Here is a 14,806-nt window from a genome sequence, read left to right as displayed (position 1 = left end):
AAAAGGCTTTCCTACTGCGTAGGAAAGCCTTTTCTGCAAGTTATTATAGAATAACATATGCTACATCACTTTAAGTAACTCCCTACGCTGGCATTATCCAGATCAGGTTGAGGGTCGATGTTTACTTACATCCTCTCAGCCAATTGGCTCCCCGGTCCTTAATTCGTTTTCATTGTAGCATGATTTATTTTATTGAACAAACAAAAGCATGCATAATCATTTCATTATTTTTGGAAAATATCCAACTTTTTCACCATGAGCTAATAACTGCTGTATAAATTCTTTATTGATTGCTGGTACTATCAATTCTTTTTTCTTAATCCATTCATTCGTTCTACGCGTACCCATTACAATTTCAGATTGCTGCGCTCCATCTCCTGCAACTTGAGAAGCAATTAACTCTGCTATTACTTCATTTCCCTTCGCTAATTCAAGTCCGGTATTTACATATTCTGAAAGTGGAACCATTTTAAGATTGTATCCACACTCTCCAATTAACTGTATAAATTGTTCAAACTCAATTTGATGTGGATGACAAATATGTAACGTCTCTCCTACAATTTGCGAATCTTTTAAATACGATACAATTGATTTACTAGCAAAATCAATTGGTGTGAAATCAACTTTCCACTTCACATTTGGTGCTTTCCCAATTAATAGCATTGTTTTAATAAGACGATAAAATGCGTTTCCTTCAATATTTTGTTGGAACGAACCTGTTTCTGAATGACATGCTAAATTACCTGCACGATAAATATTTCCGCGCAAACCATTTTTCATTGCTTCACGAACAATGTTTTCCGCTTGTAGTTTACTATTTGAATATACATTCTCTAAGTCTACACTGTAATTAAAATCACCAGTTTTCATGTATGTATCCCATTGATCTACCGCTAATTCTAACGGGATACCAATTGTAGAAATAAATTGGTATGTAGCACCTTTCTCCGCTAATGCTAGCATACGGCTAGTTCCTTGGACATTTATATTTTCAAATTGTTTTACATCTCCAAAATGTCTTACATCTGCACCGCAATGAATTATCGTATCCATCTTAGAACTGATGAACATAAATTCTTCTTCGCTCATCCCAAGATACTCTTCCCCCAGATCACCAGCTACGGCCTGTATACGCTGTAACCATTCTTCACATATATCACTAAAGTAGCCTGTTAATGTATCTATAATTCTTTGTTGCACATCTTTGGTTGGTCTTACTAAACAATAAATAGTAGCAGATGTATCTCTCAACAATTCATATAATATGTGTGATCCTAAATAACCAGTAGCTCCTGTTAAAAAGACATTTAAAATCTGGGTTTCTTCCAAAACGTTTGCATACGTAATAGTATCTGGTTCGTGAATCACTTTATATTCACGAAATACTTCTTCTTTCTCTACTTTTACTTCTCGCTCAATTCGAGCTAATCCATATATCGTTCTTTCTTTAAAGAAATCTTGAATTGTTAAATGTGAAAAATCTTCTTTTAACAACGTTAAGACTCGTAATACTTTTAATGAATGTCCACCAATTGTAAAGAAATCATCATGCACTCCAACTTTTGAAATTCCTAATACTTCCGCCCAAGCGCGCGCTATTTGTTTCTCTGCTTTATTAGAAGGTGCAACATATTCTTGTAGACGAACCGGTTCATACTTTTCTTCTAACTGAGCTAACTTCTTAACATCAATCTTTTTATTAGGTGTAAGTGGTAATTCATTAATATAAATTAGTTTAGATGGCACCATATAATCTGGTAATTGCTCTTGTAACTGATAAACTAATTCTGGTATTTCTTTTTTATTTAAAGTTGTATAGAACGCGATTAAATATTGGCTACCTTCCTTACTCTTCTTAGCAAAAACAGCATTTTCTTTTATATTATGATTTTGAGAAATTTTACTTTGGATTTCTCCTAGTTCAATACGATGTCCTCTAATCTTTACTTGATCATCTTTCCGATGTAAAAATTCTATATTTCCACCCTCTAATAACTTAACAATATCACCTGTTTTATATATATTAACTATAGGATTAAAGGGGTTCTGAATAAAAGCTTCAATTGTTTTATTAGGCTTATTAAAATACCCTTTTGCTAATCCTACTGAATCAATATATAATTCACCAGGTACACCAATTGGACAAAGATTCATATTCTCATCCAAAATCATAACTTGATAATTAGCACATGGTTTACCAATGGGAATACTCGCAACATCCTCATTTAACTGACTAGGTATTTTATAGGTTGTCGTCACTACAGTACATTCTGTCGGTCCGTATACATTATGAATTTCAACATTTGTACCTATTCTTTCTCTCCACAATCTAATAACCTCTACAGGCAACATTTCACCGCCAATCGCAATTCTTTTTAGGGAAGCTAGCTTATATATATCTTCTTCTGCTAAATAAGTTGCTACTTGTCGAACAAAAATTGTTGCTAATGCCAAGATCGAAGTTGCTTTCACTTTATAGATTGCATTTGCAAATGCTTCTACAGACAATCGCTCTTCCTCTAATAATACATACAAGTTTCCTCCGCAGAATAAAGAAGCAAATGACTCCCATACAGAAGCATCGAAACTAAAAGAAGGAAATTGGGCAAATACATCCTCTTCTGTCAATTCATATTGCTTTTGCATCCAAGTGTACAGATTAACAACGCCTCTATGTGCTAACATCGTTCCCTTTGGATTCCCTGTTGAACCAGATGTATAAATCATATAAGCTACATCATCACAATGAATAGACAACTTTACATCTATATCTTCACAAGTTTCACTATCATACATTGAAACTGTTTGAACCCCATCACATGTTATAGGCGTCTCTTTCATCAATATAACTTTCGCTTGGCTATCTTGAATAATGTACTGTATTCTACTTTCCGGATAATCTGGATCAATCGGAACATACGCTGCACCAGCTTTTAATATAGCTACCATACTTACTACTGTGTCTATGCTACGTTTCATAAATATTCCAACATAGTCTCCTAATTGGACGCCATTTTTAATTAACATATGAGCTATTTGATTACTTTTTTTATTTAGCTCCTCATAATTTAAAGTACCTTCCCTTGAAGATAAAGCTATACGATTTGGAAATTGAGTAACAGTATTATAGAACATATCGACGATACTTTTCTCAGGATATACTGCTGTCGTATCATTCACTTGACTATAAAGTGCCATCTCGGCCTCTGTAATAATATTAAAATTCTTTATATAATTATTCTTATTTTGTGATGTACAAATTAAAACACCTTGTATTTGTTGTGCATAACGAGTAATCGTTGTTTCCTTCCAATTAACACTATTAAATATTATTTCTACACTTTGCATATTTTTACTAAATACAAATTGTAATGTATTCGTGTCTTGTAGCTCATAATATGTTTCACCAATAATAATAGGTGACATTTCATATAATGTATTACCGTTTTGAAACTCTTCTATTTCTTCCTCATTCATTTCTTTAATTTGTTCCAGTTGCTCTTCAATCTGTAAATTCAAACTTTCATAGGAGAGAAAATTAGAAACTTCAATAGTAATCGGAAATAAACTTCCTCTTACATGATAAAGCACGACAATATGTTTTTCTTTAGAAATATGATATAACCACGTTGCAGTCGCTCCTATTAAATCTACAATGTGAGTCAAATTTGGAAATAGTTTAGTTTTCCTTTTTATCCTAAGTTCCGTTCCTTGCACATCTTTAGGTATTTTAATACTTCCTTCTACTTTCCCTAAAAATTCTTTTACCATCTCATTATAAGAAATTGCTAATTTCATATTTATGTAAATTCCTCTCTTAAATATAATAAAGGTGTGAAAATTCACACCTTTTTCATCCCTTATTAACGGGCAGATTCGTTCAATTCATAATCAGTAGCGGAGATATCCCCTTTGATTAGAATTGAACTTTCTCCTTATTCGCTTTTAAACTCACCAATAAGCTCTTGTAATTCCTGAGAAAGCCAACTTAAAGAAGTCGCTAATTCTGCAATATCTTGTACTGATATTTCTTGCTCTTTCATGCTTTCTTCAACATTACTACTGCTGTTGGCATAAGTGTTTGCAATATGTGATAATTCATTTACGACTTGAACGATATTCTGGCTATTTTGTAAAATGTCACTCGAATTACCCGAAACAGCTTTTACTTGATCTGTAACAGATTGCGCTGATTTGGAGATTTTTTCAAAGAAACTCCCACTACTTTGAACAAGTGAAATTCCAGTTTCTACTTCTTTTGAACCTTTTTGCATTGAAACTACAGCATCTTCTGTCTCAGCTTGTGTTTCACCAATTAATTTCGCTATATCTTTAGCAGACGCTTCCGTTTGTTCTGCTAATTTTCGTACTTCATCAGCAACAACTGCAAACCCTCTCCCCGCTGCTCCAGCACGTGAAGCCTCAATAGAAGCATTTAAAGCTAATAAATTTGTTTGATTTGAAATACCTGTAATTACAGTTACGATATCACTAATTTCTTTTGACCTTGTTTCTAACGAATAAATGATGGAAGATAAATCTTGTACTGCATTTTGAATTAAACTCATTTGATTAATAATTTGTCCAATCACTTCATTACCTTCAATTGAATGTTGCTCCATACCTTCAGAAGCAACCGCAACTTGTTTCGCAGCCCCAGTTATCTCTTCTACCTTATCTTCCATTCCATGTACAATCCCTAAACATTGTTGTACTGAAGTTTTTTGAGACTGTGCCCCTACTCTTAAACCTTCAATAGAACTTGCAATCTCTTGAACTGCCATGCTGTTTTCCTCTGTACTCGCCGACAATTCTTGTGAAGAAGAAGAAACTTGCTCAGCAGTTTGCCTTACTTTATCTATAATCCCTTTAAACTTTTCAATCGTGTTATTGAAATAAACATTAATAATTCCAATATCATCTGGTCTTTCTTTTAATTTAATACTCAAGTCACCTTCACCAATTTTACGTAACCCTTCTCGTAAATCTTTTAATGGCGCTAATGAGTGACGCACGATAAAGAATTGAGTAATAGTCGCAATCGCTAATGAAATAATGATAAAGAGTAAGCCCTGTATCATAAACTTCTCTTTTGTAATAGGAACAATGGAAGCATCTAAGTCAGCCGCAATAATTGCAACAATATTGTTTTCTCCATCTGTAATTGGTTCTAATATTGTCACCCACGAACCTATTTCATCTTCATATACTTCTGTCATTTGGGCCTTTTTCGTATCAATGACTTTATCGTATGCCTTCATCCAATGAGCGGGTTGTTCATAATAATCTCCCGGCTTTATAGGGAACGCTTTTGTTAACTCTGTAGTCAAACCAACGAGTTGTAATTCTCGCTTTTCATTCGGCTTTGCTCCTGTAACATACGTTTGTCCAACACTTTTCAATTCTTTTGACACTTCATCTAATTTCTCTGTTAACTTTTCTTTTTTCACTTTTTCGGCTGTAGGATCTTTCGCCATGTCTCTAACTAATTCTACATCCAATTTTTTCAATACTATTTCTCCTGTTTCAATAGACTGCCTTTCAAATAAAGACATCATACTATTTTGAAACATGTTGAAACTTAGTGCACCCATACTTCCAACAAGTGTCAAAATAACTAATACAGTTAATAAGACGTTCTTTTGAAGGAACGATAACTTATGCCAATATTTTTTCATTAATATCCACCTTCCTTAATTAACATAAACAAAAAAACAAAATATATGAATATTTTGTTTGAAAATGTTTCTCAATATGTTCGAGAATAAAAAAAAGCCAATGTAAAAGCATTGGCCAAGACCAACCCTATCCGTCCGGTAACTGGCTAGCGTAGCCTTTCGACCTTAGCTCCTGTAGTTTTGCGTCCTCATGTTTCCATCAGTTTGCCTTTCTCGCTGAACGAGTTGAACGATATGGGAGTTCTATGAGAATTAATTTATTCTCTTTCAAAGATTACAACATATAAATCAAAATGTCTACTTATTTAGAGATATAAATACAAATTTTTAATGCATTGCTTTTTCAAAATAATTTCAAAAAGTACGTGAATGTTACTTTTTTTGTGTTATATAATAAAAAATGTATAAACAACAAGGATTTCTTCGAGTATTTATTTAATTTTCATTCAAATTAAACTATTCGAATATATCTTAACTAATGAATTTCGGAGGTAGTTTATCATGTTTTGGCTACAATTTCTTACCTTGTTACTCTGTATTTTTATTGGTGCACGCCTAGGCGGAGTTGGTTTAGGAGTAATGGGTGGAGTTGGTATGGCAATACTCGTTTTTGTCTTCCACTTACAACCAACCGCGCCTCCTATCGATGTAATGCTTATGATTTTGGCAGTAATTACAGCCGCTGGTGCTTTGCAAGCTGCTGGAGGAATGGACTATCTTGTTCATCTAGCTGAAAAAGCATTGCGAAAAAATCCAAAGCGTATTACTTTTTTTGCTCCAATTGTTACTTATTTATTCACACTATGTGCAGGTACTGGTCACGTTGCCTATTCTGTACTTCCTGTTATTGCAGAAGTCTCTCGTGAATCAGGGATTAGACCGGAACGCCCAATGTCGATTGCCGTAATCGCTTCTCAGCAAGCAATTACAGCTAGTCCAATTTCAGCTGCCACAGTTGCTCTTTTAGCAATGTTAGCTGACTATAAAATCACTTTATTAGATATTTTAAAAGTGAGTATTCCTTCTACTTTCATTGCTTGTATGTTAGCAGCATTCGTTGCTAGTAAGATGGGAAAAGAATTAAATGAAGACCCTGAATACTTAAAACGATTAAAAGAAGGAATGATTCCTAAGCTTGAAGAGAAAAAAGAATTTGTAGGTGTAAAGGGCGCAAAATTATCAGTTATCCTTTTCCTTGTAGGAACCTTCCTTGTTGTACTTCTTGGTTCATTTGAAGCACTTCGTCCAGGATGGATAGTTGATGGGAAGTTAGCCCGTCTTTCCATGCCGAACACAATTGAGATGGTTATGTTAACTATCGCGGCTCTTATTATTATTTTCTGTAAACCAAATGTAGAAAGCATTGTGTCTGGTAACGTCTTTAAAGCAGGAGCAACAGCAGTTGTTGCAATTTTCGGTATCGCTTGGATGGGAGATACTTTCTTTAATGGAAACTTAAATATGATTCAAGGATCTATTCAGCATTTAGTAACAAGTGCGCCTTGGCTATTTGCCATCGCACTATTCATTCTATCTATTTTACTGTACAGCCAAGCAGCAACAGTACGTGCCTTAATGCCACTTGGACTATCCCTTGGTATTCCACCAGCGCTACTGATTGCGATGTTCCCTGCAGTAAATGGATATTTCTTCATTCCGAACTATGGAACAATCGTTGCTGCCATTAACTTTGACCGTACCGGTACAACAGGTATTGGTAAATACGTATTAAATCATAGCTTTATGATTCCAGGCTTAATTGCAACATTTACTTCTATCGGAATTGGAATGCTTTTAATTTCTATTATGTTTTAAAGAAAAAGCACAAACCCTTATTTAAAAAGGTTTGTGCTTTTTTAATCAAACGTTTGTTTAAAATTTGGGGCAGTCCATTTCTCCATGTAGCACTTAAAATACTACACGTCCTTCCCTACAAACTTCTCTTTACTTCTTCAGCTAATTTTCTCGTACTTTCATACGCAGATTCAGCTAAACTAATTGCTGAAATAACTGAAACACCGTCCGCACCCGCTTCTATAACTGCTGCTGTATTTTCAATTGTAATCCCACCAATACCAACGATTGGCACTGTAATTCCTTGTTCTCTAAAATAAGCTAATCCTTTCGTTCCTTGAACCGCTTTCGTATCTTTTTTCGTACTCGTTGTGAAAATAGGTCCAACGCCTAAATAATCTGCTCCATTTTCGATTGCAAAGCGTGCTTCTTCAATTGTATGAGCAGATACACCGATAATTTTATCTCCCATTTTTTCACGAACAGATGTAATTCCTTCATCATCTTGTCCTACATGAACACCATCTGCATCTAATTCAATGGCTAATTCTACATCATCATTTACAATGAAAGGAACACTATATTCCTTACAAAGCGTCTGCAATTCTTTTGCAAAGCGCACTCTATCTCCTCCGATTAAAGAACCTTCCCCCTTCTCGCGAAACTGAAAAAGTGTCACTCCACCATCTAATGCTTCTTTCAATACAGCTAAAGGATCCCTCGTGCAGTTATTACTTCCCATAATAAAATACACTTGTAATAACTTAGACATCTTCTTTGTTTCAATGCGCATCATGTGTTTCATCCCCCTTACTCTAACTCCTCAATCTTTCCATACTTCTCAATATCACCAGCAGTAGTATTCGCTAACTGATTTAAAAATTCAATTTGGAAACTACCAGGTCCCTTTTCCACGGTCTTAGCAGCTGCCAGTTCCGAAGCTACACCATAAAACGTTAATGCTGCTACTGCTGCTTTTACATAATCTTTTTCCACTGCTACAAATGCTCCTATTACAGACGTTAGTAAACAACCTGTTCCCGTAACTTTCGTTAAAATAGGGTGACCGTTTCGAATAACAATAGTTCTCTCTCCATCTGTAACAACATCTTCTTTTCCAGTAATAACCGCAACTGTATTTAATTCGTCTGCTGCCTGCCTTGCAATACTTACAACATTGCCATTTCCAGTACCAGCGTCTACCCCTTTAATTTCCCATTTCTCATTAATAACATTTGCTATTTCAGCCGCATTGCCGCGGATAATTGCTAAATCTATTTCGGCTGGAATATGTCTCGCAACTTCTGTTCGATACGAAGTTGCTCCTGCACCAACTGGATCAAATAGTACTGGCACATTGTTCACATTTGCTGATTTACCAGCAAGTAACATCGCTTCTACTTCCTCAGGACGAAGTGTTCCCATATTTAATACTAACGCTCCAGCAATGCTAGCCATTTCTGCTACTTCTTCTTTTGCATACGCCATTACAGGCGATGCCCCAAGTGCCAACAAACCGTTAGCAGTAAAATTTGTTACAACAACATTTGTAATATTATGAACGAGCGGATTAGATTCTCTCACCAAATCCACTACTTTACTAATTTCTTTCATATTCATCCTTTTCATCTCCTAACTATAATGATGGGAGATACACAAAAAGACACTTTGCGCGTACGCAAAGTGCCTGAATATGTGCTTTTACACTCTCCCTACGCTGGCATTATCCAACAGGTTCAAATGGTCAATGACGGACTAGTAGCCATACTCTCAGTTTGTATCCACAAACTCCCATGTGTTTCTTATTCATCTACTTCAAAGTCTACTCTTATTCTAGTAAAATAACAAGTTCTTTACTTTTTCTATTTAATATAGAAGCAACTGATAAAGTGAAACTTTAATTAGTTGGGATTTTGTTCCCTCCATTAAAAACAGCTCAAATATGGAGCGAAACTGAATCTCAAGAAGATGTATGCTATATTTAACTTATGGAAATTTGAAAGGATGTTTTTAATATGTCAAAAAGCGTTGTAATCGCTGAAAAACCTTCCGTTGCACGAGATATTGCTCGTGTACTGAAGTGTGATAAAAAAGGAAACGGCTATCTTGAGGGTAATAAATATATTGTAACTTGGGCTTTAGGTCATCTCGTTACATTAGCAGATCCAGAAAGTTATGATGTGAAATATAAAAAGTGGAATTTAGAAGATTTACCGATGCTACCTGAGCGTTTGAAATTAACGGTTATTAAACAAACTGGTAAACAATTTAATGCTGTAAAAAGTCAGCTACTTAGAAAAGATGTAAATGAAATTATTGTAGCAACAGACGCTGGACGTGAAGGGGAATTAGTCGCACGCTGGATTATCGATAAAGTTAAGCTAAATAAACCAATCAAACGTTTATGGATTTCTTCTGTAACCGATAAAGCAATTAAAGATGGTTTTGCAAATTTAAAACCAGGTAAAGCCTATGACAATTTATACGCTTCAGCAGTTGCACGTTCAGAAGCTGACTGGTATATCGGTCTTAATGCAACTCGCGCTTTAACAACTCGCTTTAATGCCCAGTTAAATTGCGGCCGTGTGCAAACTCCTACTGTTGCTATGATCGCTAGTCGTGAGGATGAAATAAAGAACTTCAAAGCACAAACTTACTACGGCATCGAAGCTCAAACAATGGAGAAACTCAAACTTACTTGGCAAGATACAAATGGCAATAGCCGTAGTTTTAATAAAGAAAAAATTGATGGTATTGTAAACAGTTTAGATAAACAAAATGCTACCGTTGTGGAAATTGATAAGAAACAGAAGAAGTCATTCTCTCCTGGTCTTTATGATTTAACTGAATTGCAACGTGATGCAAATAAAAAGTTCGGTTACTCTGCTAAAGAAACATTAAATATTATGCAGAAATTGTATGAACAGCATAAAGTGCTAACGTACCCTCGTACAGATTCACGCTACATTTCATCTGATATCGTTGGAACACTTCCAGAACGTCTAAAAGCATGTGGTGTTGGAGAATACCGTCCCTTCGCACATAAAGTATTACAAAAGCCTATCATCAACAAATCATTTGTTGATGATAGTAAAGTAAGCGATCATCATGCGATTATTCCAACAGAAGGATACGTTAACTTCTCAGCATTCACAGATAAAGAACGCAAAATTTATGATTTAGTTGTAAAACGTTTCTTAGCTGTTTTATTCCCAGCATTCGAATACGAGCAACTAACATTACGTACTAAAGTTGGTAGTGAAACGTTCATTGCACGCGGAAAAACGATTTTACATGCTGGTTGGAAGGAAGTATACGAAAATCGATTTGAAGACGATGATGTAACTGATGACGTAAAAGAGCAGCTTCTACCCCACATCGAAAAGGGCGATACATTAACTGTAAAGTTAATTATGCAAACATCAGGTCAAACGAAAGCACCTGCACGCTTTAATGAAGCAACTTTACTTTCAGCAATGGAGAATCCTACAAAATATATGGATACGCAAAATAAACAACTCGCTGATACATTAAAATCGACTGGTGGATTAGGTACTGTAGCAACGCGTGCTGATATTATCGACAAGCTATTCAATTCGTTCTTAATTGAAAAACGTGGCAAAGATATTCATATTACTTCAAAAGGCCGTCAGTTACTTGATTTAGTACCAGAAGAGTTAAAATCCCCTACACTAACTGGTGAATGGGAACAAAAACTTGAGGCTATCGCAAAAGGTAAGCTGAAAAAAGAAGTATTCATTTCTGAAATGAAGAACTATACGAAAGAAATTGTTTCTGAAATTAAATCGAGTGATAAAAAATATAAACATGACAACATTTCAACGAAGTCTTGTCCAGACTGCGGTAAACCAATGCTAGAAGTAAACGGCAAAAAGGGAAAAATGCTCGTATGCCAAGATCGTGAATGTGGTCATCGTAAAAATGTATCTCGTACAACAAACGCTCGCTGTCCGCAATGTAAGAAGAAACTAGAATTACGTGGTGAAGGTGCAGGTCAAATCTTTGCATGTAAATGTGGCTATCGCGAGAAATTATCAACATTCCAAGAGCGACGTAAAAAAGAATCTGGAAACAAAGCTGATAAACGTGACGTTCAAAAATATATGAAACAACAGAAAAAAGAAGAAGAACCATTAAACAACCCGTTCGCAGACGCATTAAAAAAATTAAAGTTCGATTAAACAAAAAGGTTCCTACCGCTCTCGGTAGGAACCTTTTCTTAATGAATGATTTTACTTCCTTTTGCATTCTCAACAAATTTTTCACTTGATTTGTTAATTGGTGTTTTCAGTAATAACGCAGCAACAATCATAACTACTACGAAAGCACTTAACACAAGTAAATCTCGCGTTACGATATCCCATAGCATTCCGCCTACTGTTTCACGAATTGCACTAATTGCATATGTGAACGGTAAGAACGGATAAATCGCTTGGAAGAACGCTGGTGTCATTTGGATTGGGAATGTTCCGCCCGATCCTGCTACTTGTAGTACAAGTAAAATGATCGCCATCGATTTCCCAACGTTTCCGAAAATAGAAACGAGTGAGTATACGATACAAACGAAGACTCCACCAATAAATAAACTAAATAACACAAACCAGAACTTATCGACTACGTACGTACCGAGTAAGAATATATCTCCCATCGATACGATAAACGCTTGTGAAAGACCTATCGTTAAGAATGTTAATAAACGTCCGAAGTAAATTTCATGGCTCTTATAATTCGCGCCCTCTTCGTGTACTTCTACTGTTAATAATGAAACCATTAATAATGCGCCTACCCATAATGCAAGCACTGTATAGAATGGTGACATTGCTGAACCGTAGTTCGGCATCGCAAATAATTTATTCTCTTTTAAATTTACTGGATTCGCAAAGTAATCACTTTGCTTCTCAACATCGTTTTTCAATAAGCGTATAATGTCTTTTAAATCCTCTTCAGATTCAAAATCACGAATTTTATCTGCTAATTCTTTAATCTTTTTCTCAGTAGCTGGCATTTCAGCTTTAATATCTGCTAATTTCTTTTTCCCGTCTACTAAGCCTTTTGATGAATCTTCTAGTAATTTTTTAACATCTGGAAGCTTTTTGTCTGCTTCTTTTAAAATTTGAGATGTGTTTTTAGACATCTCTTTTGTGCGAGCAATTGCTGCATTGAAATTTGGAGTGATTTCTGAGTCATATTTAGCTAAAATGTCACCAATTTGGCCCGAAACACTTTTAGACACTTGATTAATACTTTCAATAACATCTGCTGCTGGTTTTTGACCTTTATTAATAGCATCAATTCCTTTATCAGTTAAATCCATTCCTTTTTGCAAACCATCTTTTGCTTTATTTAACTTAGAAATTGTACCATTAAGGTTTTTATCACTATTCACATCAGCTAACACTTTATTTGTACTTTCCAGAACTGGAATCATGTCATTAACTAAATTCCAACTTGCTTTGAACTGCCCATTCAAATCATTTAAGGCTACCTTTGTAGAATCTAATCCATTAACACCTTTGTTACTTAAGTCTTCTCTGGCTTTTTCAAGCTCTGTTTTTAATCTGCTGTAATCATTTACAGCCTTATCATATTTTTCTCTACCATTGTTTAATATCTCATTAGCCTTATTTATATCTTGGTTTAAATTGCCTCTAAGCTGCTGTGCATTTTCTTGCGCATTTTCAGCCTTACTTTTCAGTTGCTCAGCTGTACTTACTGCTTTTTCAAAATCAGCTACAAACGTTGCATTATAATCCTTTTCAGCTTGATTTACTAAATTATTTACTGCATCTAATTTTTGATTTACAGCATCTCGCACATCTTGTTTAACTTCTTGTCCGGAACTAATTAAATCTCCTATATGCTTAACCCTATTGTTAGCATCCACCATAGAATTTTTAAGCACCGTTAAACTTTCCACTCTGTTTCCAAAGAACTGTTTACCGAATTCCGTGGAAGCTGATTCCTTGAAAGCTGTAAAGAAATCAATCAAATATGAAACACTATCGATACGCTCTTGGAGGAGCTTTGAAGCATCCTGCACATTTTTCTGTGCTACAGCTGGATCCACGCCTTTATTTTGAAGGCCATCCATAACACTCTTTACATATGCCGTTCCAACACGAGTAGAATTGAAAACAGTGTTTACAGTTTGATCAATATTTTTAGCAATATTTTTATACCCTTCACCATTCACTTGTGGTAATGCTGGAATCTCTGGTATTTGTGGAATAGTTATATTAGGTAAGACTGGTAATTTAGCTGGATCTGGCAATGTCAGATTAAAGTCAAATGCCGGATTTTTTAAGTAATCCGTAATTTTCGCTGCAGCATCCAATCCCTGCTGCATTACCATTAAATTATTCTTAATAGTTCCTGGAGCACGTTGCAATGTTTCATCATTTCTCGCAAAGAATTTATCTAAATTCCCTAACGCTTCTTGCCCATCATTCATAACACTCTCTACAACCGGCAACTCTTTTTGCGCTACTTTTACAACATCTTCTGCTCGAGTTGCATCATCTAATGCCTTATCCATGAGTGTATTCATTTCTGGGAACTGCGCTTCTAACTTAAATACAAGATCTTTTACTTTTTCGATACTTGGTAAATTTGTTTCTAAATCGATTCCAAGATCATTGAAAATTTTAAAAATCTCACCGTTTGCTGTTTTAACAAAGTTTTTACTAATTTCTTCTGTAATACCTGATGCACCTTTTGCTGTAATCTTCGGTGCAATCGCGTTTACTTTTTCATTCACATAGTAATCCAGTTCTGGTTTTTTAGGATTTTCATCCAGAACAGTTGCAATTTTTTCAGAGAAGTCTTTTGGAATCGTAATACTTGCATAATAATCCCCACGCTCAACTCCGTAAATTGCTTGTTTCTCATCTACAAATTTCCAGCCAAGATTTTTGTTTTTCTTAAGGGAGTCTACAATCTCTTTCCCGATATTAATATCTTTCCCTCTTAAATTAGAACCTGCATCTTGGTTAGAAACTGCAATGGGAACCTCTTTTGTATTTCCATACGGATCCCAAGAAGCTTTAATATTAAACCATGCATATAACGATGGTAAAATCATTAATCCTAAAACAATAACAATTGCAGCCCAATGTTTGGCTACATTCCGTAAATCTGTCTTATAAATACGCCAAATCTGTTTCATAGAAGTTATCACCTAATTATATATTTTTCCTTCTTTAGAAAATGATACATGCATTTTGCAATTATATCACTTTCTACATCGTGTATTAACCAAAAACGTACTATTTTTTCCCATTAACTTTCACTTACTTTATTATATAACGAAGTCA

7 protein-coding genes and 3 riboswitches are annotated in these 14,806 nt (G+C 35.1%); of the genes, 2 read left to right on the top strand and 5 right to left on the bottom strand.

Going from position 1 to position 14,806, the window contains the following annotated elements; genetic code table 11:
• Nucleotides 1-62: 62 nt before the first annotated feature.
• A riboswitch (TPP riboswitch) is annotated at nt 63-164 on the bottom strand.
• Nucleotides 165-216: 52 nt separating this feature from the next.
• Together ACQRBL_RS01950 and ACQRBL_RS01945 are read right to left on the bottom strand one after the other, a co-directional pair.
• Complete coding sequence (locus tag ACQRBL_RS01950) at nt 217-3,798, bottom strand: amino acid adenylation domain-containing protein (protein WP_411996130.1); 3,582 nt, start codon at nt 3,796-3,798, stop codon at nt 217-219.
• Nucleotides 3,799-3,935: 137 nt separating this feature from the next.
• On the bottom strand, nt 3,936-5,678 hold the full coding sequence (locus ACQRBL_RS01945) for a methyl-accepting chemotaxis protein (protein WP_411996129.1): 1,743 nt from the start codon (nt 5,676-5,678) through the stop codon (nt 3,936-3,938).
• A gap of 134 nt (nt 5,679-5,812) precedes the next feature.
• Nucleotides 5,813-5,897: riboswitch (cyclic di-GMP riboswitch) on the bottom strand.
• A 282-nt stretch (nt 5,898-6,179) separates the two neighbouring features.
• Between ACQRBL_RS01945 and ACQRBL_RS01940 the strand changes: the two genes are divergently transcribed.
• Nucleotides 6,180-7,493, top strand: a complete 1,314-nt coding sequence (locus ACQRBL_RS01940; protein ID WP_000498704.1) for an anaerobic C4-dicarboxylate transporter family protein — start codon at nt 6,180-6,182, stop codon at nt 7,491-7,493.
• Between the two features lie 115 nt (nt 7,494-7,608).
• Here the strand turns inward: ACQRBL_RS01940 and thiE are convergent, their stop codons facing one another.
• Both thiE and thiM read right to left on the bottom strand, forming a co-directional pair.
• Nucleotides 7,609-8,268 carry a thiamine phosphate synthase gene (gene thiE / locus ACQRBL_RS01935; RefSeq protein WP_000984524.1) on the bottom strand — a complete coding sequence of 220 codons (660 nt, stop codon included), beginning with the start codon at nt 8,266-8,268 and terminating at the stop codon, nt 7,609-7,611.
• A gap of 14 nt (nt 8,269-8,282) precedes the next feature.
• Nucleotides 8,283-9,092, bottom strand: a complete 810-nt coding sequence (gene thiM / locus ACQRBL_RS01930; protein ID WP_001056105.1) for a hydroxyethylthiazole kinase — start codon at nt 9,090-9,092, stop codon at nt 8,283-8,285.
• A gap of 72 nt (nt 9,093-9,164) precedes the next feature.
• Nucleotides 9,165-9,277: riboswitch (TPP riboswitch) on the bottom strand.
• Between the two features lie 210 nt (nt 9,278-9,487).
• Here thiM and topB point away from each other — a divergent pair.
• Complete coding sequence (gene topB / locus ACQRBL_RS01925) at nt 9,488-11,674, top strand: DNA topoisomerase III (RefSeq protein ID WP_411996128.1); 2,187 nt, start codon at nt 9,488-9,490, stop codon at nt 11,672-11,674.
• Between the two features lie 38 nt (nt 11,675-11,712).
• Here the strand turns inward: topB and ACQRBL_RS01920 are convergent, their stop codons facing one another.
• Nucleotides 11,713-14,658, bottom strand: coding sequence for a YhgE/Pip domain-containing protein (locus tag ACQRBL_RS01920; protein ID WP_097920175.1), 2,946 nt, complete (start codon nt 14,656-14,658; stop codon nt 11,713-11,715).
• Between the last annotated feature and the right edge of the window lie 148 nt (nt 14,659-14,806).

Origin of the sequence: Bacillus sp. AF62, from assembly GCF_050312695.1 — a bacterium.
Taxonomy (GTDB): Bacteria; Bacillota; Bacilli; order Bacillales; family Bacillaceae_G; genus Bacillus_A; species Bacillus_A cereus.
The sequence above is the reverse complement of the archived record's forward strand: the minus strand, read 5'-3'. Positions and strand labels throughout refer to the sequence as shown.

Bases quoted from the DNA above. Each gene is read 5' to 3' on its own strand.
- ACQRBL_RS01950 (WP_411996130.1), bottom strand. From the start codon at position 3,798: ATGAAATTAGCAATTTCTTATAATGAGATGGTAAAAGAATTTTTAGGG.
- ACQRBL_RS01945 (WP_411996129.1), bottom strand. From the start codon at position 5,678: ATGAAAAAATATTGGCATAAGTTATCGTTCCTTCAAAAGAACGTCTTA.
- ACQRBL_RS01940 (WP_000498704.1), top strand. From the start codon at position 6,180: ATGTTTTGGCTACAATTTCTTACCTTGTTACTCTGTATTTTTATTGGT.
- thiE (WP_000984524.1), bottom strand. From the start codon at position 8,268: ATGATGCGCATTGAAACAAAGAAGATGTCTAAGTTATTACAAGTGTAT.
- thiM (WP_001056105.1), bottom strand. From the start codon at position 9,092: ATGAATATGAAAGAAATTAGTAAAGTAGTGGATTTGGTGAGAGAATCT.
- topB (WP_411996128.1), top strand. From the start codon at position 9,488: ATGTCAAAAAGCGTTGTAATCGCTGAAAAACCTTCCGTTGCACGAGAT.
- ACQRBL_RS01920 (WP_097920175.1), bottom strand. From the start codon at position 14,658: ATGAAACAGATTTGGCGTATTTATAAGACAGATTTACGGAATGTAGCC.